Source organism: Azospirillum sp. OGB3 (genome assembly GCF_014192915.1).
In the GTDB taxonomy this organism is placed as follows: domain Bacteria; phylum Pseudomonadota; class Alphaproteobacteria; order Azospirillales; family Azospirillaceae; genus Azospirillum.
In genome coordinates this window covers 42,682-69,013 of record NZ_JACHYN010000022.1, presented here as the reverse complement: position 1 = coordinate 69,013, position 26,332 = coordinate 42,682, and the positions used below count along the sequence as shown (strand labels likewise).

27 protein-coding genes are annotated in these 26,332 nt (G+C 69.2%); 21 read left to right on the top strand and 6 right to left on the bottom strand.

Annotated elements, in window-relative coordinates:
* Nucleotides 1–138 precede the first annotated feature (138 nt).
* The gene (locus FHW79_RS28540; protein ID WP_183182038.1) at nucleotides 139–1,872 is read left to right on the top strand and encodes a pyruvate, phosphate dikinase; all 1,734 of its coding nucleotides are present in this window, start codon (nucleotides 139–141) and stop codon (nucleotides 1,870–1,872) included.
* 88 nt (nucleotides 1,873–1,960) lie between these two features.
* Here FHW79_RS28540 and FHW79_RS28535 read toward each other — a convergent pair whose 3' ends face one another.
* Entirely contained in the window at nucleotides 1,961–2,410 is a 450-nt protein-coding gene (locus FHW79_RS28535; RefSeq protein WP_183182037.1) for a CBS domain-containing protein, read from the bottom strand.
* Nucleotides 2,411–2,755: 345 nt separating this feature from the next.
* On the opposite strand from FHW79_RS28535, the gene FHW79_RS28530 reads away from it, so the two are divergent.
* Nucleotides 2,756–3,505, top strand: coding sequence for a sulfite exporter TauE/SafE family protein (locus tag FHW79_RS28530; RefSeq protein WP_183182036.1), 750 nt, complete (start codon nucleotides 2,756–2,758; stop codon nucleotides 3,503–3,505).
* 34 nt (nucleotides 3,506–3,539) lie between these two features.
* On the opposite strand, the gene FHW79_RS28525 is transcribed toward FHW79_RS28530, so the two are convergent.
* Nucleotides 3,540–4,088: a gamma carbonic anhydrase family protein gene (locus FHW79_RS28525; protein WP_183182035.1), complete on the bottom strand. Its 549-nt coding sequence runs from the start codon at nucleotides 4,086–4,088 to the stop codon at nucleotides 3,540–3,542.
* A 128-nt stretch (nucleotides 4,089–4,216) separates the two neighbouring features.
* On the opposite strand from FHW79_RS28525, the gene FHW79_RS28520 reads away from it, so the two are divergent.
* Complete coding sequence (locus FHW79_RS28520; protein ID WP_183182034.1) at nucleotides 4,217–4,447, top strand: zinc ribbon domain-containing protein; 231 nt, start codon at nucleotides 4,217–4,219, stop codon at nucleotides 4,445–4,447.
* Nucleotides 4,448–4,457: 10 nt separating this feature from the next.
* Here the strand turns inward: FHW79_RS28520 and FHW79_RS28515 are convergent, their stop codons facing one another.
* Nucleotides 4,458–5,999: a sigma 54-interacting transcriptional regulator gene (locus FHW79_RS28515; RefSeq protein WP_183182033.1), complete on the bottom strand. Its 1,542-nt coding sequence runs from the start codon at nucleotides 5,997–5,999 to the stop codon at nucleotides 4,458–4,460.
* A 152-nt stretch (nucleotides 6,000–6,151) separates the two neighbouring features.
* Between FHW79_RS28515 and FHW79_RS28510 the strand changes: the two genes are divergently transcribed.
* Nucleotides 6,152–7,582: a D-amino acid dehydrogenase gene (locus FHW79_RS28510; protein WP_348984303.1), complete on the top strand. Its 1,431-nt coding sequence runs from the start codon at nucleotides 6,152–6,154 to the stop codon at nucleotides 7,580–7,582.
* Between the two features lie 37 nt (nucleotides 7,583–7,619).
* Here the strand turns inward: FHW79_RS28510 and FHW79_RS28505 are convergent, their stop codons facing one another.
* Nucleotides 7,620–8,354 carry a PRC-barrel domain-containing protein gene (locus FHW79_RS28505; RefSeq protein ID WP_183182031.1) on the bottom strand — a complete coding sequence of 245 codons (735 nt, stop codon included), beginning with the start codon at nucleotides 8,352–8,354 and terminating at the stop codon, nucleotides 7,620–7,622.
* Between the two features lie 129 nt (nucleotides 8,355–8,483).
* On the opposite strand from FHW79_RS28505, the gene FHW79_RS28500 reads away from it, so the two are divergent.
* A complete protein-coding gene (locus tag FHW79_RS28500; protein WP_183182030.1) occupies nucleotides 8,484–9,056 on the top strand; it encodes a type 1 glutamine amidotransferase domain-containing protein in 573 nt (190 codons plus the stop codon).
* A 47-nt stretch (nucleotides 9,057–9,103) separates the two neighbouring features.
* Here the strand turns inward: FHW79_RS28500 and FHW79_RS28495 are convergent, their stop codons facing one another.
* A complete protein-coding gene (locus tag FHW79_RS28495) occupies nucleotides 9,104–9,766 on the bottom strand; it encodes a response regulator transcription factor (RefSeq protein ID WP_183182029.1) in 663 nt (220 codons plus the stop codon).
* A 352-nt stretch (nucleotides 9,767–10,118) separates the two neighbouring features.
* On the opposite strand from FHW79_RS28495, the gene FHW79_RS28490 reads away from it, so the two are divergent.
* The 16 genes from FHW79_RS28490 (at nucleotide 10,119) to FHW79_RS28415 (ending at nucleotide 25,455) form a co-directional block, all read left to right on the top strand.
* Nucleotides 10,119–10,820, top strand: coding sequence for a response regulator transcription factor (locus FHW79_RS28490; RefSeq protein ID WP_183182028.1), 702 nt, complete (start codon nucleotides 10,119–10,121; stop codon nucleotides 10,818–10,820).
* A gap of 118 nt (nucleotides 10,821–10,938) precedes the next feature.
* Nucleotides 10,939–12,405, top strand: coding sequence for a xanthine dehydrogenase small subunit (gene xdhA, locus FHW79_RS28485; RefSeq protein WP_183182027.1), 1,467 nt, complete (start codon nucleotides 10,939–10,941; stop codon nucleotides 12,403–12,405).
* Nucleotides 12,398–14,773, top strand: coding sequence for a xanthine dehydrogenase molybdopterin binding subunit (gene xdhB, locus FHW79_RS28480; RefSeq protein WP_183182026.1), 2,376 nt, complete (start codon nucleotides 12,398–12,400; stop codon nucleotides 14,771–14,773). The genes xdhA and xdhB overlap by 8 nt, the downstream gene beginning before the upstream one ends.
* Nucleotides 14,766–15,608, top strand: coding sequence for an urease accessory protein UreD (locus FHW79_RS28475; protein ID WP_348984301.1), 843 nt, complete (start codon nucleotides 14,766–14,768; stop codon nucleotides 15,606–15,608). The genes xdhB and FHW79_RS28475 overlap by 8 nt, the downstream gene beginning before the upstream one ends.
* 42 nt (nucleotides 15,609–15,650) lie before the next feature.
* Nucleotides 15,651–16,916, top strand: a complete 1,266-nt coding sequence (locus tag FHW79_RS28470; protein ID WP_183182025.1) for a glycosyltransferase — start codon at nucleotides 15,651–15,653, stop codon at nucleotides 16,914–16,916.
* A gap of 37 nt (nucleotides 16,917–16,953) precedes the next feature.
* Entirely contained in the window at nucleotides 16,954–17,256 is a 303-nt protein-coding gene (locus FHW79_RS28465; protein WP_014240308.1) for an urease subunit gamma, read from the top strand.
* A gap of 11 nt (nucleotides 17,257–17,267) precedes the next feature.
* Nucleotides 17,268–17,573 carry an urease subunit beta gene (locus FHW79_RS28460; RefSeq protein WP_014240309.1) on the top strand — a complete coding sequence of 102 codons (306 nt, stop codon included), beginning with the start codon at nucleotides 17,268–17,270 and terminating at the stop codon, nucleotides 17,571–17,573.
* 26 nt (nucleotides 17,574–17,599) lie between these two features.
* Entirely contained in the window at nucleotides 17,600–19,309 is a 1,710-nt protein-coding gene (gene ureC / locus FHW79_RS28455) for an urease subunit alpha (RefSeq protein WP_183182024.1), read from the top strand.
* An 18-nt stretch (nucleotides 19,310–19,327) separates the two neighbouring features.
* Nucleotides 19,328–20,179 (top strand): glutamate racemase, encoded by an 852-nt coding sequence (murI, locus tag FHW79_RS28450; RefSeq protein WP_183182023.1) that lies wholly within the window; start codon nucleotides 19,328–19,330, stop codon nucleotides 20,177–20,179.
* Nucleotides 20,176–20,757 carry an urease accessory protein UreE gene (locus FHW79_RS28445; protein ID WP_183182022.1) on the top strand — a complete coding sequence of 194 codons (582 nt, stop codon included), beginning with the start codon at nucleotides 20,176–20,178 and terminating at the stop codon, nucleotides 20,755–20,757. Before murI ends, FHW79_RS28445 begins: the two co-directional genes overlap by 4 nt.
* A gap of 142 nt (nucleotides 20,758–20,899) precedes the next feature.
* Nucleotides 20,900–21,553, top strand: coding sequence for an urease accessory UreF family protein (locus FHW79_RS28440; protein ID WP_247884655.1), 654 nt, complete (start codon nucleotides 20,900–20,902; stop codon nucleotides 21,551–21,553).
* Nucleotides 21,550–22,188: an urease accessory protein UreG gene (gene ureG, locus FHW79_RS28435; protein ID WP_014240314.1), complete on the top strand. Its 639-nt coding sequence runs from the start codon at nucleotides 21,550–21,552 to the stop codon at nucleotides 22,186–22,188. Before FHW79_RS28440 ends, ureG begins: the two co-directional genes overlap by 4 nt.
* 100 nt (nucleotides 22,189–22,288) lie before the next feature.
* Entirely contained in the window at nucleotides 22,289–23,161 is an 873-nt protein-coding gene (locus FHW79_RS28430; RefSeq protein ID WP_183182021.1) for a PRC-barrel domain-containing protein, read from the top strand.
* A 28-nt stretch (nucleotides 23,162–23,189) separates the two neighbouring features.
* Entirely contained in the window at nucleotides 23,190–23,609 is a 420-nt protein-coding gene (locus FHW79_RS28425; RefSeq protein WP_183182020.1) for a YgaP-like transmembrane domain, read from the top strand.
* 288 nt (nucleotides 23,610–23,897) lie between these two features.
* Nucleotides 23,898–24,683 carry an enoyl-ACP reductase FabI gene (gene fabI, locus FHW79_RS28420; RefSeq protein WP_183182019.1) on the top strand — a complete coding sequence of 262 codons (786 nt, stop codon included), beginning with the start codon at nucleotides 23,898–23,900 and terminating at the stop codon, nucleotides 24,681–24,683.
* A gap of 361 nt (nucleotides 24,684–25,044) precedes the next feature.
* Entirely contained in the window at nucleotides 25,045–25,455 is a 411-nt protein-coding gene (locus FHW79_RS28415; RefSeq protein WP_183182018.1) for a bacteriohemerythrin, read from the top strand.
* A 15-nt stretch (nucleotides 25,456–25,470) separates the two neighbouring features.
* Here FHW79_RS28415 and hutG read toward each other — a convergent pair whose 3' ends face one another.
* Nucleotides 25,471–26,289 carry an N-formylglutamate deformylase gene (gene hutG / locus FHW79_RS28410; protein WP_183182017.1) on the bottom strand — a complete coding sequence of 273 codons (819 nt, stop codon included), beginning with the start codon at nucleotides 26,287–26,289 and terminating at the stop codon, nucleotides 25,471–25,473.
* Nucleotides 26,290–26,332: the final 43 nt, after the last annotated feature.

The following is a 26,332-nucleotide window of genomic DNA, read 5'->3' as shown; positions in this document are numbered from 1 at the left end:
CGCAAATGCGACTATTTGTGCATTGCACTCAGTTCGTGAAGTGGCATTATGAGGAAATAAGATATCGATTTGACCGGAGAAATTTTCCGTTCATGTCCATAGGGCGCCTGAACACCACGCCGACGCGAGGATAGGTCCATGCTCCACCAGTCCATCATCCAAGGCTCCACCGACACCAGCGGCCCCATCGCCGTCGGTGCCGCCGTGGTTGCCGGGCACGCGGCGCTGCCGGCGGCCGGTGGGCAGGTAGCCGCAGGACTGCGGTGGGTCTACGCCTTCGGCGGCGGCGGGGTGGAGGGGCACGGCGGCATGTTGGCGGAGCTGGGCGGCAAGGGCGCCGGGCTGGCCGAGATGGCGCGGCTGGGCGTTCCGGTGCCGCCGGGCTTCACCATCGTGGCGGAGGCCAGCCGCCGGCACCGCGCGGGACAGGGCGGCTTCCCCGCCGGGCTGGCCGCCCAGGTGGAGGAGGCGCTGAACCGGCTGGAAGCCGTGGCGGGCGCGCGCTTCGGCGGGTCGGAAAATCCGTTGCTGGTGTCCGTGCGGTCGGGCGCACGGGCGTCGATGCCCGGCATGATGGACACGATCCTGAATCTCGGCCTGACCGACGCAACGGTGAAGGAGCTGGCCGCGCGCAGCGGCGACCCCCGTTTCGCTTACGACTGCTACCGCCGGCTGATCCAGACCTACGGCACAGTGGTGCAGGGCGTGGGCGCCCATGTCTTCGACGCCGCGCTGGAGGCTTACAAGGAGACGCGCGGGCTGACCCGCGACGCCGACCTGAACGCCGCCGATTGGCGCGCCGTGGCCGCCGCCTACCGTGAGGTGATCGTGCGCGAGGCCGGGGAGCCCTTCCCGCAGGACGCGCGGACCCAGCTCTTCGCCGCCATCGCGGCCATCTTCCGCTCTTGGAGCAACGCCCGCGCGGTGGCTTTCCGGGCGGTGCACGGCATTCCCGACGACTGGGGCACCGCGGCGACCGTGCAGGCGATGGTGTTCGGCAACCGCGGCAACGCCTCCGGCACCGGCGTCGCCCACAGCCGCGATCCCTCCACCGGCGAGGCCGTGCTGTGCGGCGAGTTCCTGGCCGACGCCCAGGGCGAGGACATCGTGTCCGGCCTGCGTACGCCGGGGCCGCTGGCCGGGACGGACGCTTCGCTGGAAGCGGTCGCCCCTGAGGCCTTCGCCGAGCTGGGCCGCATCGCCGACCGGCTGGAGCGCCATTTCGGCGACATGCAGGAGATCGAGTTCACCGTCCAGCAGGGGCGCCTGTTCATTCTGCAATCGCGCGCCGGCAAGCGGACGCCGGAGGCTGGGGTGCGGATTGCCACGGAGATGGCGCAGGCCGGCATCATCTCGCGGGCCGAGGCGGTGCGGCGTGCCGACCTGCCGGCGCTGGCGGACAGCCTGCGTCCCATCCCCGACCCGGACGCCCCCCGCACGGTGATCGCCCGCGGACTGCCGGCCTCTTCCGGTGCGGCCACGGGCGTTGCCGTCTTCACCTCGGACGAGGCGGTCCGGCTGGCGGCGGAGGGTGTGGCCGTGGTGCTGTGCCGTCCGGAAACCTCTCCCCACGACGTGCACGGCATGCAGGTGGCCTGCGCGGTGGTGACCGCCCGCGGCGGAGCGACCAGCCACGCCGCCACCGTCGCCCGCGCCATGGGCCTGCCCTGCGTCACCGGAGCGCGCATGCTGCGCGTCGATCCGGCGGCCGGCGTGATGATCGTGGGCGACCTGACCGTCCGGGCGGGTGAGATCATCACCGTGGACGGCGGGGCGGGCCATGTGATCCTGGGCCGCGTGCCGATGATCCGCCCCGAGCCGCCGGAGGCCGTGGCGCTGCTGCTGCGCTGGGCCGAGGGGGCCGACGAGTGATTCCTCCGGCGTCATGAAGAAAGGCCCGCCGTCCGATGGGACGACGGGCCTTCTGGGTGGGGTCTTTGCGCTTTCGCCGGGCCGCGTATCAGTGGGCGTAGACCGGGCTTTCCTGGGCCGGCGGCTGGGCGTGGGCGACCATTTCGGTGAGCTGGAGCTTGGTGAAGTCACGGGCGCTGACCACGCCGACCAGCGTGGCGCCGTCGAGCACCGGCAGATGGCGGATGTGGTGGCGGTCCATCAGTTCCAGCGCGTGGACGACGCTGTCATCGGGCGAGCAGGTCTGCGGTGCGCGCGACATCAGCATGAAGACCGGCGTCTTCAGGACCGAGGCGCCGCGCTCCAGCAGCGCGTAGACGACGTCGCGCTCCGACAGCATGCCGGCGACGGCGTTGCCCTCGGTCCGGCAGACGTCTTTGACCACCAGGGCGCTGATGTTCTCCGACTTCATCAGCCGGATCGCCTCCTCGATGGTTTCTCCGGAACGGACGGTGACGACGCGGGATTCCTTGGTCCGAAGAATGTCGGCGACTTTCATGGCGAGCCCTCCACCAGACAGCGGGTTGCATAAGCGCGCCCTGCACGGAGACCCCCGCGGGGGACCGGAGCTTGACCGGTGGAACCGCGTCGGGCCGGTCGAAGGCCGTCGGCGGCACCTGGGCATCGGGCAGTGGCAGGCGATGGATATTTGGTATACCAGATGCCACGACGCGTCAATAGCTAATATAGCCAACAATCAGCGGAATCGCGTTTTCGTGCGACGAAGCCGCCGAAGCGCGCAGCCTTAGCCTTGGCGTTCATCCGCCTCCTATGGCGTTTGTCAGGGTGCCCACAACGATAACTGGCATGCCAAATACATGCGGATGCTGATGGTGGGGGTGCGATGCTTGCCATGGTGCTGCTGATGCTCGCGGCGTTCGCGTCGGGGGTTCTCAACGCCGTCGCCGGGGGCGGGGCTTTCATCACTTTTCCGGCGCTGCTGTTCGCCGGGGTGCCGCCGGTCAGCGCCAACGTGTCGAGCACCGTCGCCCTGTTCCCCGGCCAGATGGCCAGTGCCTGGGCCTACCGCAACGAGATCCGCGGCGTGAAGGAGGTCAGCGTCACCGCCTTCTCCGTGGTCAGCCTTGTCGGCGGGGTGGTCGGGGCCATTCTCCTGCTGACCACGCCGGACCGCGCCTTCGCCGGGCTGGTGCCCTGGCTGCTGCTGTTCGCGACGGCGGTCTTTGCGGTCGGCAGCTTCATGCCGGCGTTGGCCGCCCGGCTGCGGCTGGGCGGTCGCTCCGTCCTGGTCGTGCAATTCGTCATCGCCATCTACGGCGGCTATTTCGGAGGCGGGATCGGCTTCCTGATGCTGGCGGCGCTGACCCTGTTCGGCCTGCGCGACATCCACGCCATGAACGGGCTGCGCATCCTGCTGGCCGCGCTGATGAATGGCGCGGCGGTGGCGGCTTTCTGCCTGTCCGACGCGGTGTCCTGGCCGGAAACCGCCGTGATGGCGGTGTCGGCCATCGCTGGCGGCTACGTGGGCGCCCACGCGGCGAAGCGGGTCAGCCGCGATGTGATGAAGTGGGTGGTGGTGTCGATCGGCGTGGGGCTGACCCTGTATTTCTTCATCAAGGGCGCCGGGGCGTGAGGCCGCCCCACGCCGCGGCGTTTGGTGGCTGGCGTCAGGGCTGGCCGGGGACGGTGATCGGGCGCAGCCCCTTGGCGTAGCTCTTCCACCGCTGCTGGTAGACGGCGGCGGGCGCGCGCATGCGCTCCACATCCTCGTCCGACAGCGTGCGCACCACCTTGCCTGGCGCGCCGAGGACGAGCGAGCGGTCGGGGATCTCCTTGCCCTCGGCGATGAAGGCGTGGGCGCCGATCAGGCAGTCGCGGCCGATGCGGGCGCCGTTGAGGACGGTGGCGCCGATGCCGATCAGGCTGCCGTCGCCGACGGTGCAGCCGTGCACCATCGCCAGATGGCCGATGGTCACGTTCTTCCCGATGAGCAGTGGGAAGCCTGGATCGACGTGGAGGACGGCGTTGTCCTGGACGTTGCTGCCGGCGCCGATGTGGATGCGCTCCTCCTCGGCGCGCATGACCGCGCCCCACCAGACGGACACGTCCTCCTCCAGCAGGATGTCGCCGACGACGGTGGCGCTGGGGGCCACCCAGCAGGCGGGCGACAGCTGCGGGACCTTGTCGTTGAAGGCGTAGATCACCCGTTCCTCCATGTTTTGTCGTCGGACGATCCTAGCGCAAAATGGTTCGGCGGTGCGTGGTTGCTGCACTGCGCTATACCCATAGGAAATTTGCGTGATAGGATGGGCATGCCCGGTTCCCGATCCGTGTGAGGACTCCCATGCCGCTCTACTCCTACCGCTGCACCGCCTGCGACCACGAGTTCGAAGCGCTGGTGCGCTCGTCGGATACGCCCGTCTGCGCCTCCTGCGGATCGGCGGCGCTGGAGCGGAAGGTGGCGCGCATCGCGCCCGACACCAAGGCCGACAAGTTCCTGAACACGGCCCGCCGCGCCGCCGCCGCCGAGGGCCATTTCAGCAACTACAGCAAGGCCGAGCGCTCGCGCATCTAGCGCGCGGACGTCAGGTCCCGTCCGGTATCCCGTACTTGCGCAGCTTGTTCGCGATCATCGTGTGCGAGGTGTGGAGGCGGGCGGCCAGTTTGCGGCTGGACGGGTGGCGCGGGTAGAGGCGGCGGAGCAGGCCGCGCTCAAAGGCGGCGGCCGCCTCGTCCCAACTCGACGGCTCGGCGGGTTCGCCGCCGGTCTCGGCCTCCATGCGCGCGCCGGCGAGTTCCAGGTCGGCGGCGTCGAGATAGGCGCCGTCGCTCATCGTCACGGCGCGGAAGATGACGTTCTCCAACTGGCGGACGTTGCCCGGCCAGGGGTTGGTGAGCAGGGCGGCGCTGGCCGCGACGGTCAGCCGGCAGGGCGGCCGGCGGGCCTGGGCGCAGGCGCGGGCGATGAAGTGCCGGGCGAGCAGGAGGATGTCGTCGCCGCGCTCGCGGAGCGCCGGGACCTGGAGCGACAGCACGTTCAGCCGATAGAACAGGTCCTCGCGGAAGCTGTGCCCGGCGACCATGGAGTCGAGGTCGCGGTGGGTGGCGCTGACCACGCGCACATCCACCGTCTGCTCGCGGTCGCCGCCGACGCGGCGGAAGCGCCCGTCGTTCAGGAAGCGCAGCAGTTTGGCCTGGAGGTAGGGCGACATCTCCCCGATCTCGTCGAGGAAGACGGTGCCACCATGGGCGAGTTCCAGCAGGCCGGGCTTTCCGCCGCGCTGCGCCCCGGTGAAGGAGCCGGGGGCGTAGCCGAACAACTCGCTCTCCGCCAGATTCTCCGGCACGGCGGCGCAGTTCAGCGCTAGGAAAGGCTTGTCGCGGCGCGGGCTGGCGCGGTGGCAGGCGTGGGCGATCAGCTCCTTGCCGGTGCCCGTCTCGCCCAGAATCAGCAGCGGCGCGTCCACCGCCGCGACGCGCGCCGCCCGTGCCTTCAGCGCGCGGACCGGGGCGGACTCGCCGAGGATTCGGTCGAAGCCGCCTTCATCGAAGTTCTGCAGCGCATTCAGCCGTTCGCCCAGCCGGCTCGGCGCAAAGAGGGTGACGACGCCGCCGGCTGGACGCCCGTCCTCCACGATGGGGGTGGCGTCGAGAAGGAAGGGCTGGCCGTTCAGAGTCACCTCCTGCCCGGCGGCGAGGCGAAATCCGTTGTCCACCAGCAGATCGGACAGCTCGGCATCGCCGAACAGCCGCCCGAAGTCGGCGCCGGTCAGGTCGGCCTCGCTGCGCCCGGCGACCGTCGCGGCGGCGGCGTTCGCCACCACGATGCGCCCCGCGCGGTCCACCGCCAGAACCGGGTCGGGCAAGGCAGCCAGCAGGGCGTCCAGATGCAGCCGTCGCCGCGTGCCGGGCAGGATGTCGATGGGGGTGACGGACTCCACCCCCAGCACGGCGCGCAGCGCGGCGTCGAGCGCACCGAAGCCCGGCACGTCCAGTTCCGGCGCGTCGATGTGGATGTGCGGCGGGTCCACCTCCACCGCCACCACGTTCAGGCGCCGCTTGGCGAGCACGGCCAGGATCTCGTGGGCGATGCCGACCCGGTCGGCGAACAGGACGTCGATGCGCATGGCTCTCCCCAGTGGAGGGATGAGTGTAGCACGATGGGCAAATCCGTAAACATCCGTGTACGCCGTAACGTTTTCTGTACGTCTAAAGCAACTTATTGTTTTTGCGGTGTTTATCTGGGTCCCGGAGGACGCATTTCGGGTGACGTGTAACGATTCGTGTACGGCCTTGTCCGGCATGCAACCGTCCGCCCCAGTGTTTCCACGGCTTTCGGCACTTGGCATCGCGTTTGCGAATGGGATGCGAACAAATCCGTGATCTCGGGAGCCTTCACATGCGCGTCATCGTCCTCGGCAGCGGCGTCATCGGCGTTTCCACCGCGTACTTCCTGGCGAAGGCCGGCCACGAGGTCACGGTGGTGGATCGGCAGCCCGGCCCGGCGCTGGAGACCAGCTACGCCAACGCGGGCGAGGTGTCGCCGGGCTACTCCGCCCCCTGGGCGGCGCCGGGCCTGATGGCGAAGGCGGTGAAGTGGATGCTGATGAAGCACTCCCCGCTGGTGATCCGGCCGAAGATGGACCCGGCCATGTGGTCCTGGTGCCTGAAGCTGCTGGCCAACGCAAACGAGCGTTCCTACGAGATCAACAAGGGCCGCATGGTCCGGCTGGCCGAATACAGCCGCGACTGCCTGCGCGCCCTGCGCGACGAGACCGGCATCCGCTACGACGAGCGCGCCAAGGGCACGCTCCAGGTCTTCCGCACCCGGAAGCAGGTGGACGCCGCCGCCACCGACATGGCCGTGCTGGACCGCTTCAAGGTGCCCTACAGCCTGCTGGACGTCGAGGGCTGCGCGGCGGTCGAGCCGGCGCTGCGGCTGGTCAAGGAGAAGATCGTCGGCGGACTGCTGCTGCCCGGCGACGAGACGGGCGACTGCTTCCGCTTCACCAACGCGCTGGCCGCGCTGGCGACGGAGCTGGGGGTGGAGTTCCGCTACAACACCGGCATCCGCAGGCTGGAGAGCGACGGGCGCCGCGTCACCGGCGTGGTCACCGACGCCGGCACGCTGACCGCCGACTCCTATGTCGTCGCCATGGGCAGCTATTCCCCGATGCTGGTGAAGCCGTTCGGGCTGGATCTGCCGGTTTATCCGGTGAAGGGCTATTCGCTGACGCTGCCCATCGTCGATCCGGCGGGCGCTCCGGAATCCACGGTGATGGATGAGACGCACAAGATCGCGGTGACCCGCCTCGGCGACCGCATCCGGGTCGGCGGCACGGCGGAACTGACCGGCTTCGACCTGACGCTGCGTCCGGGCCGCCGCGGTCCGCTCGACCACGTGGTGAGCGATCTCTTCCCGACGGGTGGCGACCTGTCGAAGGCGGAATTCTGGACCGGCCTGCGCCCGAACACGCCGGACGGCACTCCGATCGTCGGCGCGACCCCGGTGCGCAACCTGTTCCTCAACACCGGCCATGGCACGCTGGGCTGGACGATGGCCGCGGGGTCGGGCCGGGTGGTCGCCGACGTGGTCGGCGGGCGCCAGACGGAGATCGACATGGACGGGCTGACGGTTGCCCGCTACGGCCGATCCGCCGCCGCGGCCAGCCGCCCGACGGTCGGCGGCGTGGCCCGCCCGGCGGCCTGACAGGTCTGTTCCCGAAGAGGCCTGTTCCCGCCGGGGCCTATTCCCGCCGCGCCTGGGCGCCCTGGTTCAGGCGCGCGGTGTTGAACTCCTTCATGCGCGCGGCGTCGAAGGAGCCGAGCGCCTTCACCTGATCCGGCGTCGCCTGCAAGGTGACGGAGGTCAGGCCCGGCTCCAACGCCGCCGCTTTCCAGGCGACGGCGTAAGGGCCTTCACCTTCCGTCTCCGGCGTCACCACGATGGCCTTGAGCGCGCCGTTGCGGTCGAACACCAGATCCTCCACCGTGCCGAAGAAGCCAGCCTCCGTCGCGCCGCCCGCCGTGTTGGCGGGCTGGCCGATCAGGGCGGAGACGCGCCAGTCGCCGGGGCGGCTGGCCGCCTGCTGCTGGCGGCGGATCAGGTCCAGCGTGTCGGGGCCGGTGACCGGATAGGCCAGGACGCCGTCCACCGATCCGGGCATGAGCTGATGCCAGGGCACGGTGAAGCGCGCCTCACCGACATCGAGCATGCCGCTCGCCTCGATCACCGCGCTTTCCAGCCGTCCGTCCGGGCCGACGACGAGATCCACCACCTGCCCAAGCTCCTCGCCGAGCAGCCCCTCGACATCCGTCCCGACGATCACGCCGGCCCGCCAGCCCTGGTAGAGCCGGGGGTAGGACGCCTCCGTGGTTCGCACGGCGTCCACGGCTTGGGCAGGTTGAGGAACGCCCAAAGTCAGGGACGTGGCGATGGCGAACGCGGCGAGGATGCCCGCCGAAGTGCCGCTGTAACGCATGGGTCTGTGCTCCCGATTGTGACGCGCGGTCCGTCAAAGGGAACATGGGAGGTGCGTGGCGGTTCCGGAGGGAACTCCCCAGAGGTACGCCGGTTGCTGACCGGACAGGCCAACCGAGGAGGTGATCCCATGGCAGGAAAACTCGAGAAGAAGACCGTCGCCGTGCTGGCGACCGACGGCTTCGAGCAGGTCGAATTGACCGAACCGGTGAAGGCGCTGCGCAACGAAGGCGCCAAGGTGCGGATCGTGGCGCCCCAGGGCGGGCAGATCCAGGGCTGGAACCATCACGACAAGGCCGACCGGGTGGACGTCGACGTCACGCTCGATCAGGCGGACCCCGGCAGCTTCGACGCTTTGTTGCTGCCCGGCGGCGTCATCAATCCCGACGCGCTGCGGCTGGAGCCCAAGGCCATCGATTTCGTGCGCAGCTTCGTCCAGTCGGGCAAACCGATCGCCGCGATTTGTCACGGGCCGTGGACGCTGATTGACGCGGGCGGCGTCAAGGGCAAGCGCATGACCTCCTGGCCGTCGTTGAAGGCCGATCTCGGCAACGCCGGAGCGAGCTGGGAGGACAGCGAGGTGGTCACCGACCAGGGTCTGGTGACCTCGCGCAAGCCGGACGACCTCCCGGCCTTCTGCCGCAAGATGGTGGAGGAGTTTGCCGAAGGCCGCCACGGTACCCATCGCCACGCGGCGGAGTAAGGCGCCAAGGAAGCCCCCCTCTCACTCCGGGGAAGGGGGGCGGCTCTTCAAACGGACGCCAGCGGCGACAGGCCGTTCTGGATCGCCCACACCGCGGCTTGCGTGCGGTTCTGGGCGTTGATCTTTCTCATGACGTTTTTGAAATGCATCTTCACGGTCGATTCCGTGATGTGCAGGTTGCGCGCGATGGCTTTGTTCGACTGCCCGGCGAGCAGGCAGCGCAGAATCTGGACCTCGCGCTTCGACAACTCGTTGTTGGCGGGCTGGGCACGCTCCGGCTGCGGGCGCTCGCTGTTGGCGTTGGCGATCAGAAGGCTGGCGACGTGGGTCGGATAGACCACCTCGCCCAGCATGACCAGCTGCAGGGCGCGCAGCAGCGACTCGCTCGACATCGACTTGTTCAGATAGGCGTCGGCACCCGCCTTCAGCGACAGCGACAGCGTGCGGTCGGCGATGGCGTCGGCCAGCACGGCGATGCGCGCGCTGGTGGCGGCGCGCAGCCGCTTCACCCCGCCGGCCTCGTCGTTCGTCGCGTCCCCCAGGGCCACCACGATCAGGTCGGGCTGCACGCCCTGCGCGATGGCCGCCTCGGCATCGTCAACCGCCGTGGCGTGGTGGCAGACGCGGAAGGGACCGCCGCTGATGAGCGTTCCCAGCGCCGCCGAAAACAGCCGGTCATGGTCCACGAGCATGACGTTCCAGGTTTTCATCGAAACTCCTCCGCGACGCCACCCGTGACGAGCAGCGCACAACGTCAATCGTTGTCCGTTTCGCCTGGGAAAAGGGAAAAAAGCCGCCTTTATTGTATCGAAAAAGCGTGCTTTACGCTGGTTGTCCCGATGATTTATACGGATGGTCAGGGAGTGGCGCAAGATGCTTGGAAGAAGCTCGATACGAATGAATCATAAATGGCTTCCAAAAGACAGGAATTCGCGACGGCGCTGCTTCTGCAAAGTCCAAAAGAGGTAGCTTTATACTTTTCCGCTGGACAGAAAGTCGGGTCGGTTGGAGGCGTCTTTGTTTCCAAACCGGCATTCGGCGGCTTGATGGGGTAGCAAAGCAATGGAAGTTCAGCTGCAGACGCGCGGCAAGGAGCGGTCGGTGGCCGGCAGGGCGCAAAAGTTTCTGGTGGTGGACGACCATCCCCTGGTGCGGCACGGTTTCGCCCTTTCGGTGGGGGAGATCCACCCGGACGCGCAGGTGCTGGAGGCTGGCTCGCTGGACGAGGCGATGGCCATCGCCGACCGCACGCCGGATCTGACGCTGGTCCTGTTCGACCTCAACCTCGGCGATCGCAGCGGGCGCGACGGGGTGCGCCGCATGGTCGAGGTGTTGGGAAACCGCCCGTTGCTGGTCATCTCGGGGTCGGACGAGGTGGCGGACATCGTCGACAGCGTGCGGCTGGGGGCCAGGGGCTACATCCTGAAGACCAGTTCCACGGCGGTGCTGGAGCACGCTATTTCCCTGGCGCTGACCGGGGAAACCTTCCTGCCGCTGCCGCGCGCCGTCCTGTCCGGCAACGTCGCGGCGGAGGTCGCGCGCCCCTCCGGCCAGATCCTCGACCGGCTGACGGACCGGCAGCGCGACGTGTTCCAGCTTCTGCTGGCCGGTCACTCGAACAAGGAGATCGCGCGGGAGTTGGGTGTCCTGGAAGGCACCGTGAAGGTCCATGTGCGGGCCATCATGCAGAAGCTGGGCGTGCGCAATCGTACCCAGGTCGCCGTCGTGGCCGCCCGCAGCGGCTGCTTCCCCGAGGAAGCCTGACCCCCTTCGGGGCGGTTTATCCATCCGAACCATGCCTTTATGGCTAGACGGCCGGCCCGCCATTGCGGCCTGCGGAGACTTTCCGGCACTATGACGGAAACGCCCGACAGGAGGGACAATGACGGGCTCTGTGCGGTTCGTGCTCGGCGGACGGGTGGTGGAGGTGAGGGACGCCGACCCCACCACCACGGTGCTGAACTGGCTGCGCGCCAACGGGCGCCCCGGTTCCAAGGAGGGTTGCGCCGAGGGGGATTGCGGCGCCTGCACGGTGGTGCTGGGCGATCTCGCGGCGGATGGGCGCGTTCGTTACCGCGCCGTCAACGCCTGCATCCTCTTCCTGCCGATGATCGACGGCAAGCTGCTGCTGACCGTCGAGGATCTGGCGGGCGAGGACGGCGATCTGCACCCCGTGCAGGCGGCGATGGTGGACAGGCACGCCTCGCAATGCGGCTTCTGCACCCCCGGTTTCGTGATGGCGCTGTTCGCGCTTGGCCATGACGGGCGCGCTGCGGCGGGTGGCCTGACCGACGGGGCGATCCACGACGCGCTGGCCGGCAACCTGTGTCGCTGCACCGGCTACCGTCCGATCCTCGACGCTGCTCGCGCTGTGATGGCGGAGTGGGCCGAAGACCGTTTCGACCGGGCGGAGGAGGGCATCGCCACCCTGCTGCGCTCCATCCAGCGCGACGGGCCCCTGGCCGTGACCCGAGGCAGCGCCAGCTTCCATGCACCGCGGAGCGTTGATGAACTGGCGGCCCTGTTCGCCGCCCATCCGAACGCCACGCTGGTCGCCGGGGCGACCGACGTCGGGCTCTGGGTGACCAAGCAGGGGCGCAGCCTGCCCACCCTGATCCATCTCGCCCGGGTGCGGGAGCTTCATCGGATCGGCGAGGGGGCCGAGGCGCTGGAGATCGGTGCGGCGGTGACCTACACCGACCTGCTGCCGGTTCTGGAGCGCCGCCTGCCCGAACTGGCCGCCCTGGTCACCCGCATCGGCGCGGCGCAGGTGCGCAACTCCGGCACGCTGGGCGGCAACGTCGCCAACGGCTCGCCCATCGGGGACAGCATGCCGGCCCTGCTGGCTCTGGGCGCTTCGCTGGTGTTGAACCGGGGAGGGGTGCGGCGGGAGCTGCCGCTGGAGGGATTTTACCACGGTTACCGGAAGAACGACCTGAAGCCGGGCGAGTTCGTCGAGCGCATCCGCATCCCCCTGCCGCGCGACGGCCAGCGCTTCGCCACCTGGAAGGTGTCCAAGCGGCGGGACCAGGACATCTCCGCCGTCTGCGCCGCCTTCCTGCTGACGCTGGACGGCGAGGGGCGGGTGGCCGAACTGCGCGCCGGCTACGGCGGCATGGCGGCGACCCCGGCCCGCGCCCCGGCGCTGGAGGCGGCGCTGGCCGGGCAGCCCTGGACGGCCGACGCCGTGACGGCGGCCCTGCCGGCGCTCGACCAGGACTTCCGGCCCATGACCGACATGCGGGCCGGCGACCGCTACCGGGCGCTGGTGGCGAAGAACCTGCTGATGCGCTTCCTTCTTCACACGACCGGGGCCGAACTGGCCTCGCTGGAGGCAGCCCATGGCTGACGGCGGCACCATCGCCCGGAAGGAGGGCGCGATCCACCCGATCCGCGGCGGCGTCCACCGGGGCATCGAGCATGAAAGCGCCCGCAAGCATGTGATGGGGGCCGCGGTCTACACCGACGACATCCCCGAACTGCCCGGCACGCTGCACGTCGCGGTGCGGCTGTCCGAGCGGGCGCACGCGCGCATCCTGGGCATGGACCTGTCGCGGGCGAAGCAGGCGCCGGGCGTTCGCGCGGTGCTCATCCACGCCGACGTCCCCGGGGACGGCGACATCGGCACCATTCAGCGCGGCGACCCCATCCTGGCCGACGAACTGGTGACCTACGCCGGGCAGGCGGTGGTCGCCGTCGCGGCGGACACGCTGCTGCAGGCCCGCGCGGCGGCCCGGCTGGTCGATATCTATTACGAGGACCTGCCGGCGGTGCTGACCGCCGAGGCGGCGCTGGAGAAGGGCAGTTTCGTCTCGCCGCCGCTGACCTTCCGGCGCGGCGACGCGGCAGCCGAGGTCGCCGGGGCGCCGCACCGGCTGACCGGCACGCTGGAGGTCGGCGGGCAGGATCACTTCTATCTGGAAGGCCACATCGCCTACGCCATCCCCAAGGAGGACGGCGACCTGCTGGTCCATTCCTCGACCCAACACCCGGCGGAGGTCCAGCACGCCGTCGCCCAGGTGCTGGGGCGCCCGATGCACGGCATCGCCGTGGAGTGCCGGCGCATGGGCGGCGGCTTCGGCGGCAAGGAGAGCCAGCCGGCGCAGATCGCCGCCATCGCCGCCATGGCGGCCAACGCGACGAAGCGGCCCGTGAAGTTCCGCCTGGACCGCGACGACGACATGCTGATGACCGGCAAGCGCCACGACTTCTTCGTGCGCTACGACGTCGGCTTCGACGACGAGGGGCGCATCCAGGGTCTGGAGATGGACCTCGCCGGGCGCTGCGGCGTGTCGCTGGACCTGTCCAACGGCGTGGTCGACCGCGCCATGTTCCACGCCGACAACGCCTACTATCTGCCGGCGGCGCGGGTGACCGGGCACCGCTGCAAGACCAACACGGTGTCCAACACCGCCTTCCGCGGCTTCGGCGGGCCGCAGGGCGTCATCGCCATCGAGCATGTGGTGGACGAGATCGCCCGCTCCCTCGGCAAGGACCCGCTCGACGTGCGGCGCGTCAACCTCTACGGCGGGCCGGGCCGCGACACCACCCATTACGGGATGCCGGTGGAGGAGCCGGAGATCCTGGCCGAGCTGATGGACCGGATCGAGCGGGACGGCGACTACCGCCGCCGACGGGAGGAGATCGACGCCTTCAACGCCCGCAGCCCGGTGCTGAAGAAGGGGCTGGCGGTGACCCCGGTGAAGTTCGGCATCTCCTTCACCGTCAAGCACCTGAACCAAGCGGCGGCGCTGGTCCATGTCTACACCGACGGGTCCATCCAGGTGAACCACGGCGGGACGGAGATGGGGCAGGGCATCCACACCAAGATGGCCCAGATCGCCGCCCAGGAATTCCAGATCGACGTGGAGCGGGTGCGGGTCACCGCCAGCGCCACCGACAAGGTGCCGAACGCGCCGCCCACCGCGGCGTCGGCCGGCACCGACCTGAACGGCATGGCGGTGCGCATCGCCGTGGGGACCATCCGCGATCGGCTGGTGGCGTTCCTCGCCCAGCACTGCCACACCACGCCGGACAAGGTGGAGTTCCGCGACAACGCCGTCTTCGCCGGCAACCACGCCATGACCTTCGCGGAGGTGGCGAAGCTCGCCTATCTGAACCGGGTGTCGCTGTCCTCCACCGGCCATTACGCCACGCCGAAGATCTGGTGGGATCGCGAGAAGTGCGAGGGGCGGCCCTTCTTCTACTTCTCCTGCGGCGTCGCGGTGACCGAGGCGCTGATCGACACGCTGACCGGCGAGTACAGCTTCCCCCGCGCCGACGTGCTGCACGACTGCTCCGGCACCATCAACCCGGCCATCGACCTCGGGCAGGTGGAGGGCGCCTTCGTCCAGGGGTTGGGCTGGGTCACCTCGGAGGAGCTGTGGTGGGACGGCGAGGGACGCTTGCGCACCCACGCGCCCAGCACCTACAAGATCCCGACCTCGCGCTCGCTGCCGGAGGATTTCCGGGTGGCGCTCTACACCGACCGCCCCAACCGGGAGGACACGGTGTTCCGCTCCAAGGCGATCGGGGAGCCGCCGCTGATGCTCGGCATCTCGGCGTGGCTGGCGCTGAAGGACGCCGTCGCGGCGGTGGGCGGCCACCGGCTGCCGGTGCGCCTCGACGCCCCGGCGACGCCGGAACGCGTGCTGCTGGCGGTCGAGGATGTGAAGGCCCGGGATATGAAGGCAAGGATGGGTGCCGCTGGTGGCTGACGCGTTGATGAAGAAGGTCGCCGTCCACGGCGCGGCGACGGTGCGGTTCGAGCATCGCCATGGGGCCACGCGCCTCGCCACGCTCTACCACCACGACCCGCTGCGGGTGCTGCTGCCCGACCCGCGGGCGGGGGACCTGCCCATCGCTGTGCTGGTCACCACCTCCGGCGGGCTGGTCGGCGGCGACCGGCTGGACGTCGCCCTGTCGGCGGGGCCGGGGGCGGCGGCGCTGGTGACGACGCAGGCGGCGGAGAAGGTCTATCGCTCCGCCGGGCCGGACTGCCGCATCGACACCCGCGTGACCGTGGAGGCCGGTGCTTGGCTGGAATGGATGCCGCAGGAGGCCATCGTTTTCGAGGGCTCGCGCCTGCGCCGCCTGACCCGGCTGGAGCTGGAGGGCGACGCCCGGCTGATCGCCGGGGAAATGCTGGTCTTCGGGCGCGCCGCCTTCGGCGAGACGGTCACCCGCGGTCTTGTCCGCGACGCCTGGGAGGTGGTGCGCGACGGGCGGCTGGCCTGGGCCGACGCCCTGCACATGGACGGCGACCTTGCCGAGACGCTGGCCCACCCGGCGGGTTTCGGCGGGGCCGGGGCCTGCGCCACGCTGCTCTACGCCGCACCTGACGCCGGGAGCCGGCTGGAGGCGCTGCGCGCGGCGGCGGAGGGGCTGGAGGGCGTGCGGGTCGGCGCCACGGCCTTCGACGGGCTGCTGGTCGTCCGCATCCTGGGCGGCGAGGCGCGGCCGGTGCGCGGTGCCTACGCGGCGCTGTGGTCGCATCTGCGCGCGGCGGCCGCGGGCCTCCCGGTCAGATTACCGCGGCTGTGGGAGGTCTGAGCCACCTTGCCAAGGGGCGGTTGCCGGCGTAGCTCCCGTCCCATGCGCTTCACCATCGTCACCTACGGGTCCCAGGGCGACATCCGCCCCTACGTCGCCCTCGGGAAGGGCCTGCGGGCCGCCGGGCATTCCGTCGCCTTTCCCGCCGACCGCGAATTCCGCGGCCTGATCGAACGGCATGGCCTGGACTACAGCCCGCTGTCCGGCGACCTGCGCGCCGTGACGGGCAGCCGGGAGGCGGACGGGCTGTTCCGCGACGGCATCAACCCCGTCAAGATGATGCGGGCCCTCCTCCGCCTCGGCCAGGATTACGCGCTGGACTGGATGCGGGAGTATTGGGAAGCGGCGCGGGGCAGCGACGCGGTCATCGTCTCCGGCCTCGCCTTCTACGCGGGCGTGGCGGTGGCCGAGAAGCTGGGCGTTCCGGTCGTCGGGACGGCGCTGCAGCCGATGGCGCCGACGCGGGCCTTCCCGCCGCCGATGATGCCGCCCCGGCGCTTTCCCGGCGTCGTGAATTACGCCCTGCATCTGGCGATGATGCAGCTCGTCTGGCAGACCTTCCGGGCGCCGACCAACCGGGCGCGGCGCGCGGTGCTGGGCCTGAGGCCCTCCCTCATCGGGCCAGGACCGTTGCTGATGACGGCGAAATGGCCGATGCCCTACGCCTTCTCGACCCATGTGCTGCCGCGGCCGGACGACTGGCCGGACTTCATCCGGGCGACCGGATTCTGGTTCCTGGACGAGTCCGACGCCTACACGCCGCCGCCCGACCTCGCGGCCTTTCTGGAGAGCGGGCCGCCGCCGGTCTATGTCGGATTCGGCAGCATGGCCGGGTTCGATCCCGCCGAGACGACGCGGCTGGTCGTCGCGGCCCTGAACGGACGGCGCGCCGTGCTCTCCGCCGGGTGGGGCGGGATCGACCGCTCGGCCTTGCCGGAGACGGTCCATGGCCTGGAATCGGCGCCGCACGACTGGCTGTTTCCGCGCATGTCCGCCGTCGTCCATCACGGCGGCGCCGGCACCACGGCGGCGGGCGCGCGGGCGGGCGTGCCGGCGGTGGTGGTCCCCTTCATGGGCGACCAGCCCTTCTGGGGCGCCCGGCTCCACGATCTCGGCGTCGCACCGCCGCCGATTCCCCGCCGCACGCTGACCGCCGAGGGGCTTGCCCGCGCCATCGCGGCGACCGACGATCCGGGAATGCGCGGCCGGGCCGCGGCGCTCGGCGCCCGCATCCGGGCCGAGGATGGTGTCGGAAACGCGGTGCGATTCATCGAAGAGGGATTGGCGCACCGCAGCAACGTGGCATAATCCCGCCAACCCAATGGGAAGGCGGAGAGACAGCCCCATGAACCTGACACCGCGCGAGAAGGACAAGCTTCTCGTGGCCATGGCCGCCATGGTGGCGCGCCGCCGGCTGGAGCGTGGCGTGAAGCTGAACCATCCCGAGGCGGTGGCTCTCATCACCGATTACGTGGTGGAAGGGGCGCGCGACGGGCGCACCGTGGCCGAGCTGATGCGCGACGGCGCGACGGTGATCACCCGCGATCAGGTGATGGACGGCATCCCGGAGATGATCCACGAGATTCAGGTCGAGGCCACCTTCCCCGACGGCACCAAGCTCGTCACCGTCCACCAGCCGATTCGCTAAGGGGAGCCCCGATGAAACCCGGTGAAATCATCCCCGCCGCGGGCGAGATCGAACTCAACGCCGGCCGCGACACGGTGGAACTCGACGTCGCCAACGCCGGCGACCGCCCGATCCAGGTCGGTTCGCATTATCACTTCGCCGAGACGAACGGGGCGCTGACCTTCGACCGCGAGACGGCGCGCGGCTTCCGGCTGGACATCCCCGCCGGGACGGCGGTGCGCTTCGAGCCGGGGCAGACGCGGCGCGTGCGGCTGGTCGCCTACGCCGGCAACCGCGTGGTCATCGGCTTCAACGGCAAGGTCAACGGCAGCCTGTAAAGGGCGCCAGCGGAGGGCATCAGACAATGGCGCATCGCATCGACCGGGCCGAATACGCGGCTCTTTACGGCCCCACCGTGGGCGACCGTGTGCGGCTGGCCGACACCGACCTGATCGTGGAGGTCGAGAAGGACCACACCGTCTATGGCGAGGAGGTCAAGTTCGGCGGCGGCAAGGTGATCCGCGACGGCATGGGGCAGGCCCAGACCTCGCGCCAGGGCGGCGCGGTGGACACCGTCATCACCAACGCGCTGATCATCGACCATTGGGGCATCGTCAAGGCCGACATCGGTATCACCGGCGGGCGCATCGCCGGCATCGGCAAGGCCGGCAACCCGGACGTCCAGCCGGGCGTGACCATCGTCGTCGGGCCGGGGACCGAGGTCATCGCGGGCGAGGGCAAGATCGTCACCGCCGGCGGCATCGACGCCCACATCCACTTCATCTGCCCGCAGCAGGTGGACGAGGCGCTGAACAGCGGCGTCACCACCATGCTGGGCGGCGGCACCGGCCCGGCGGCGGGCACGTCCGCCACCACCTGCACGCCGGGGCCGTGGCACATGGCCCGCATGCTCCAGGCGGCGGAGGGGCTGCCGATCAACCTCGGCTTCTTCGGCAAGGGCAACGCCAGCCGTCCCGACGCGCTGCTGGAGCAGATCGCCGCCGGCGCCTGCGGCATGAAGCTGCACGAGGACTGGGGCACCACCCCGGCGGCCATCGACACCTGCCTGACGGTGGCCGAGGAGACGGACATCCAGGTGGCGATCCACACCGACACGCTGAACGAGTCGGGCTTCGTGGAGAACACCATCGCCGCCTTCAAGGGCCGCAACATCCACGCCTTCCACACCGAGGGCGCGGGCGGCGGCCACGCGCCGGACATCATCAAGGTGGCCGGCCTGCCCAACGTGCTGCCCAGCTCCACCAACCCGACGCGGCCCTTCACGGTGAACACGGTGGACGAGCATCTCGACATGCTCATGGTCTGCCACCACCTGTCGCCCCGCATCCCGGAGGACGTGGCTTTCGCCGAGAGCCGCATCCGGCGCGAGACCATCGCGGCGGAGGACATCCTGCACGACCTCGGCGTTTTCTCGATGCTGAGTTCGGACAGCCAGGCCATGGGCCGGGTGGGTGAGGTGATCATCCGCACTTGGCAGACCGCGCATAAGATGAAGGTGCAGCGCGGGCGTCTGGCCGAGGAGACCGGCGAGAACGACAACTTCCGCGTCAAGCGCTACGTCGCCAAATACACGATCAACCCGGCGCTGTCGCACGGCATCGCCCATGTCGTCGGCTCGGTCGAGGTCGGCAAGCTGGCCGATCTGGTGGTCTGGTCGCCGGCCTTCTTCGGCGTGAAGCCGGACATGGTGCTGAAGGCCGGGACCATCGCGGCGGCGCTGATGGGCGACCCCAACGCCTCCATCCCGACGCCGCAGCCGGTGCATTACCGCCCGATGTTCGGCGCCTATGGCCGCGCGATGCAGGCCAGCTCCCTGACCTTCGTCAGCAAGCTGTCGCTGGAGAACGAGGCGCTGCGCTCGCTCGGCCTGCGGCGCGAGCTGGTCGCGGTGACGGGGGTGCGGGCCATCGGCAAGAAGCAGATGATCCACAACGATTCCACACCCCACATCGAGGTCGATCCGGAAACCTACGAGGTGCGCGCCGACGGACAGCTCCTGACCTGCGAGCCGGCGGACGTGCTGCCCATGGCGCAGCGGTACTTCCTGTTCTGAGTGTGGGGTGACGGGTTCGTGATTGGTGTCTTCGATTCCGGACATGGCGGTCTGACGGTGCTGCGCGCGCTGGTGGCCGCCGCTCCCGGGCGTCCCTTCGTCTATCTCGGCGACCATGCCGCCGCTCCCTACGGTCCGCGCAGCGAGGAGGACATCTACCGCCTGACGGTCCAGGGGGTGGAGCGGCTGTTCGCCCAGGGCTGCGGGCTGGTCGTCCTGGCCTGCAACACGGCGGCGGCGGTGGCCCTGCGGCGGATGCAGCGGACGTGGCTGCCGGTGGCCCATCCGGGACGCAACGTGCTGGGCGTACTCGTCCCGATGGTCGAGGCGATCACCCGCGTGCCCTGGATGCAGGACGGCCCCGCCGCCGACTGGCGTCCGGAGCCGCGGACGGTCGGCGTCTTCGCCACCCCGGCCACCGTCGCGTCGGGCTCCTTCCCGCGTGAGATCGGCAAGCGGGCGCCCGACGTGCGGGTGGTGCAGCAGGCCTGCCCGGACCTCGTCCCGCTGATCGAGCGCGGGGCGGGGGACGCAGAACTGGCTCCGGCGGTGCGTGGCTATGTGCGGGCGCTGCTGGAGCAGCTTGGCGGCCAGCCGCTGGACGCGGCGGTGCTCGGCTGCACCCACTACCCGCTGGTGGCGCATCTGTTCGCGGAGGCGCTGCCGCCGGGGGTGGAGGTGCTGTGCCAGCCCAGTCTGGTCGCCCGATCGCTGGACAACTACCTGGAGCGCCACCCCGAATACGCCCCGTCCGCTGGCGAGGCGCCGGGCGCCCTTCGTTTCTTCACCACGGGAGCGGCGGAACCGGTCGGCGCCCTCGCGGGACGTTTCTTCGGCCGGCCCACACCCTTCGAACGGCTTTCTCCATGACCGACACGCTCCGCCGCGCCACCCGAGTCCACGCCCGCGGCCATTGGCCGGCCGAGCGCGAGGCCGGCACGGTGACCCTCGCCTTCGACGACCGCCACCGGCGCCGCATGGTGATGACGGACGATGCGGGAGCCGATTTCCTGCTGGACCTGCCGCGCGCGGTCGCGCTCGACCATGGCGACGGGCTGGAACTGGGCGACGGCGCCTACCTGCGCGTGGTCGCCGCCGACGAGGAGCTGATGGAGGTGCGCTGCGGCGGCGGGACGGAGGGCTTCGCCCGCATCGCCTGGCACCTCGGCAACCGCCACCTGCCGGTGCAGATCGTCGGCGAGACCATCCGCCTGCGCCGCGACCACGTGATCGAGGACATGCTGAAGGGGCTGGGGGCCAGCGTTGCCGCCATCCACGCGCCCTTCGCGCCGGAGGGAGGGGCGTACTCGGGGCAGGGGCATGGACATTCCCACGGGCACGGCCATGACCATGGGCATGGTCACGATCATGATCATGATCATGGTCATTCGCATTCCCACAGCCACTCCCATGGGCACTCCCATTCCCACGGGCATTCGCATGACTGAGGGCGCTTGCCCCCTCCCTAACCCTCCCCCGCTTCGCGAGGGAGGGGACTTGGACGAGGATAGGCACCCTCTCCCGCATAGCGGGGGAGGGCCGGGGTGGGGGCCCGTCTCGGCCACCCATCTCACCAAGCTCCTCGCTTGGCTGTCGCCGTCCTTCCCGGTCGGCGGCTTCTCCTACAGCCATGGCATCGAGGCGGCGGTGGAGCAGGGGCTCGTCCGCGACCGCGACACGCTGGCGCGGTGGATGGACGGCATCCTGCGCCACGGCGCCGGGCGGACCGACGGCATGCTCTTCGTTGCCGCGCATCGCGCCGTGCTGGCGGGCGACGAGGCGGGCTTCGCCTGGGCGGTCGAACGCGCCGACGCCATGCGCGCCTCCGCCGAAACCGCGCTGGAGAGCCGCGCGCAGGGGCAGGCGTTTCTGATCGCCGTGCGCGCCGCCTGGCCGCTGGAGGGGATGGAGCGCTGGGACCGGGTGATCGCCGACAGCGGTCGCCCGGTCGCCTACGCCGTCGCCGTGGCGCTGGCCGCCGCGCTGATCGGCGTGCCGGAAGGGCCCGCCCTGTCGGCCTATCTGCACGCCTTCGCCGCCAACCTCATCTCCGCCGGGGTGCGGCTGGTTCCGCTGGGGCAGACGGACGGGCAGAAGGCCCTGGCGGCGCTCGATTCCGTGGTGCACTCTGCGGCGGAGGCCGCGCTGGCCGCCCCGCTCGATGACCTGGGCAGCCGCGCCATGGCCGTCGATTGGACCTCCATGATCCACGAAACCCAATACACGAGGTTGTTCCGCTCATGACCGCCCCGATTTCCAAGAGCCATGGTGGCCCCCTGCGCGTGGGCATCGGCGGGCCGGTCGGCTCCGGCAAGACGGCGCTGACCGACGCGCTGTGCAAGCGCATGCGCGACGATTGGGAGGTCGCGGCGATCACCAACGACATCTACACCAAGGAGGACGCCGAATTCCTCACCCGCTCCGGCGCGCTGAAGCCGGACCGGATCATGGGGGTGGAGACCGGCGGCTGCCCGCACACGGCGATCCGCGAGGATGCCTCGATCAACCTCGCCGCCGTCGACGAGATGAACCGCAAGTTTCCGAACCTCGACCTGATCTTCGTGGAATCGGGCGGCGACAATCTGGCGGCCACCTTCTCGCCGGAATTGGCCGACCTGACCATCTACGTCATCGACGTGTCGGCGGGCGACAAGATCCCGCGCAAGGGCGGGCCGGGCATCACCCGGTCGGACCTGCTGGTCATCAACAAGATCGACCTCGCCCCGCTGGTCGGCGCCAGCCTGGAGGTGATGGACCGCGACGCGAAGAAGATGCGCGGCGACCGGCCCTTCGTCTTTACCAACATCAAGACGGGGCAGGGGGTGGACGCGGTCCAGTCCTTCATCGTTCAGCGGGGCGGGTTGCCGCTTCCGGGCTGACCGCTTCGCAGAAGAAGCATTCGCGGAACCTCCGTCTTGGCCGTGCTGTTTTCCCCGCGTGAGAACCACACGCACGGAAACCAAGCCGGAGGCACCCACGATGAAACGCCTGCTCCTCAGCGCCGCCATGATCGCGGGGGCGCTTGGGCCTTGGCCGGCGCTCGCCGAGACCTGCCCGGAGGGGGTGAACCGGCTGGGCCAGCGCATCGGCGCGCTGGAGGCCGCCGGCAACCCGACGCCCGCCTCCATCAGCCCGCAGGAGATCGGCCAGCTCCGCGCCCTGCGCCAGACCGCCGAACGCGCCGGGCAGCGGGGCGGCGAGCCGGCGTGCCAGACCATCCTGGGCGAGGCCGACGCGCTGCTGCGCTCGGTCGAGCATCCGCGCGTGGTCGCCGCCGACGACCTGTCGAAGGCCAAGCTGCACAACGCCAGCGGCGAGGAGATGGGCTCCATTTCCGAGCTGGTGGTCGATCCGAACACCGGGCGCGTCGCCTACGCCGTGGTCGAGGCCGGCGGCTTTCTCGGTCTGGGTGAGCGCAACTTCCCCGTTCCCTGGGCATTGATCCAGCCGGCACAGGGTGGTGACGGCTATGTCCTGAACGTGACCAAGGACCGGCTGACCGCGGCGCCGCAATTCACCAGTTCCAACCGTCCGGACATGTCGGACCGGCAATGGGCGGTGGCGCTGCACACCTATTACGGGGTCCAGCCCTATTGGATGCGCGACGGTGCGGCCCTCGCCGCGGTTGGTATGCCGGAGGGCGGTTCCGCGGGATCGCCGCAGCTTCAATCGGAGGTGCAGCGTCTCTCGCAGGAGGTGGACCGGCTGAACCGCGAGCTGTCGCAGGCCCGCACGCTGGCCGACACGGCCCGCAAGCCCGATGGGACGGCACAGCCGGGCTCGTCCGGTTCGACCGGCGCCGCGCCGACGCCGGGCCAGGGCGGATCCACGCCGCCCGCCCCGCGGCAGTGACCATAGAAAAAGATCGAGGAGAGCAGCGATGGCGATGACGAGCCAAAAGGGCATAGGCAGCCGCGACGCGGCCCTGCCGGACGATCTCGAACGCATGATCAACGTCGGGCACACCGAACGCCTGGTGTCGCTGGTCGGCGGCGGGCTTCTCGCCGTGCTGGGGCTGCGCCGCCCGACTGTCGGTGGAGCGGCGCTGGCTTTGGCCGGCGGCGCCCTGGTCGCCCGCGGGCTGACCGGCTATTGCCCGGCCAAGGCGATGATGGAGGATCTGGGCGGCCATCACGGGGCGGGCACCCCCGCCGAGGATGTGGATCAGGGCGTCCATCGCTATTCCCGCCATCCCGGCGACATCTACGACGATGCCGACGAGAAGGAGAGGGTGGACGAGGCGTCGATGGAATCCTTCCCAGCCAGCGATCCGCCGTCCTTCACGCCCGGCGCCGTCTGAGCGTCATTTCTCCTGTAAAAAAGGCCCCTCAAAAAGGAGGGGCCTTTGTCTTTGTTGCGATCCTGTCAATCAATGCGCAAGAAAGGGGTATGAAACACCAATGCGGACTTCGCGCCTTCGCTGTGTGAAGGCTGTGTTACAGATAAACAAAGCGATAATGTCGGGTATATTGCGACTTTAACAAGTTGCCTATGACCTTCGATTGCATTATGGTGCGTTGCACAATTCGAGTGATCCGATCTGGCGCACTCTGAATCCGGCCACCTTGCAATCCGGGAAAGCCAGCCTATGACCACGATCATCCCCGCCGCCGCCACTCTTGAAGGCAAGAAGGGCCTCGTGCTCGGCATCGCCAACGATCAGTCGATCGCGTGGGGCTGCGCCCGCGCCTTCCGCGCTCTGGGCGCGGATCTCGCGGTCAGCTACCTGAACGACAAGGCGAAGCGCTTCGTCGAGCCGCTGGCCCAGCAGCTCGAAGCGGAGATCTTCGAACCGGTGGACGTCACCGGCGAGGGTGAGCTGAAGGCCATCTTCGAGAAGATCGAGCAGAAGTGGGGCAAGCTGGACTTCGCGCTGCATTCCATCGCCTTCGCTCCGAAGGAGGATCTGCACGGCCGCGTCGTCGATTGTTCGCGCGAAGGCTTCCAGATGGCGATGGACGTGTCCTGCCACTCCTTCATCCGCATGGCCCGTTACGCCGAGCCGCTGATGAAGGATGGTGGTTCGCTGTTCACCATGTCCTATTTCGGCGCCAACCGCGTGATCGACAATTACGGCGTGATGGGGCCGGTGAAGGCCGCGCTGGAGGCCAGCGTGCGCTATCTGGCGGCGGAGCTGGGCCCGAAGGGCATCCGCGTCCATGCCATCTCTCCGGGCCCGATCAAGACGCGCGCCGCCTCCGGCATCGCCCATTTCGACGAGCTGATGGAGAAGGCCGCGGAACGCGCGCCGGAACAGCGCCTCGTCACCATCGAAGAGGTCGGTTACACCACCGCCTTCCTGGCGACGGACGGAGCCAAGGGCATCACCGGCAGCACCACCTATGTGGACTGCGGCTATTCGATCGTCGGCTGATCGGGCGGCGGTTCACCGATAAGCCGGGGCGGGCGATCGTCGCCTCATCCCCATGAAGTCGATGTGAAGGCAGGCGGAAACATGACGTTTCCCCTGCCTTTTCGCGTCTTTGTTTTGGTGCGGCAAAATGCCATGTGACGATCGTATGCGTTCGTTTTGTAGAAAATGCGCCCATAATGCAGGCAAAGGCCGCCGGTTGCGGAGTCGGCGGTAACAAGGGACGCGGCGTCTGGAATTTACGGTTTTTTGACGGGTTGCGCACCTTCATCGTCAGTTGCGCAAGTGCGGCGCGCTTCCCTTCAATGCGGTGGCTTTCGGCGGAATTGCCCGGTGGCCGCGGAAGACAGGGTGCGGAGGGTTCATGGGTGTCATTACGTGGAGGCGGCAGCTCAGCGTCGGCCAGCCGTCCATCGATGAAGATCACAAGCACCTGATCGAGTATCTGAACGAACTTGATGCCGCGCTGACGTCGCGCAGCTTCATGCCCGTGCGTGTCGCCAAGATCCTCATGAAACTGCTGGAATACACCCAGCAGCACTTCGCCCGCGAAGAAAAGATCATGCAGGCCGTGCATTACCCGAAGTTCGAGGAGCATGTCCGCCAGCACCATGAGGCGGTGCGGACCTTGAGCGAATTGTCCGCAGTCTTCACGCGGGACCCGACGCATCAGAACGCCGAGCGGATCTACACCTTCACGGCGAACTGGCTGGTCCACCATATCATCATGCAGGACACCCAATTGACGCCCTATGTGCGGGGCGTCTGGGTCTGAGGGCCTGGCCGGCCGTTACAGGAAGGCGCTGCGCCGCCGGCCGGCGGCGTTCTCCCACGCCCACTCGACGACGAGGCTCAGCAGCCGCTCCAAGGTCGGGCGCACCTGACGCGCCGACTCCTCGCGGAAGCCGAAGGGGGCCTCCTCGTCCATATAGGTGAGCTGCGACAGTTCGAGCTGGATCGAGTGGATGTTGTCGCCGGGATTGCCGTAGCGGCGGGTGATGAAGCCGCCCTTGAAGCGCCCGTTCTGCACCGAGGAGAATCGCCCGGTCGCGGTGAGGACGTTCATCACCCGGCCGACCAGCGCAGGGGAGGCGCTGGCGCCCTCCGCCGTCCCCAGGCTGAAGTCCTGGATCTGCCCGTCGAAGAATCGCGGCACGCGCGACCGGATGGAATGGGCGTCGAACAGCACCGCCACGCCGAAGCGTTCCTTCAGCGCCTGAAGCTCGCCATTGAGCTGTTCATGATAGGGGCGCCAATAGGTGCCGACCCGCCGCTCCACCTCGGCCGCGTCCGGCTCTTTCCCTGGCCGATAGATGGGCTGGTGATCGAAGGTGGTGAGGGGGCAAAGTTCGGTGCTGCCGGCGCCGGGGAGGGGGCTCTCGGGGTCACGGTTGAGGTCGATCACATAACGCGACAGCGTCGGCTTCAGGAAGCCGATGCCCAGCGCTGGGGCGAAGTGATAGAGGCGGTCGAGATGCCAGTCGGTGTCCGGCACCGCCAGGGCGGAGTCGGTCATGGTGGCAGCGATGTCCGGCGGCACGACCGTGCCGACATGCGGGATGCTGAGCAGGACGGGGGTTTCCCCCGGCTGGAAGCGGAACGTCTCCATGCCAACACCCTTTGTTTCCTGGCCGATTCTTCAGGCCATTCGT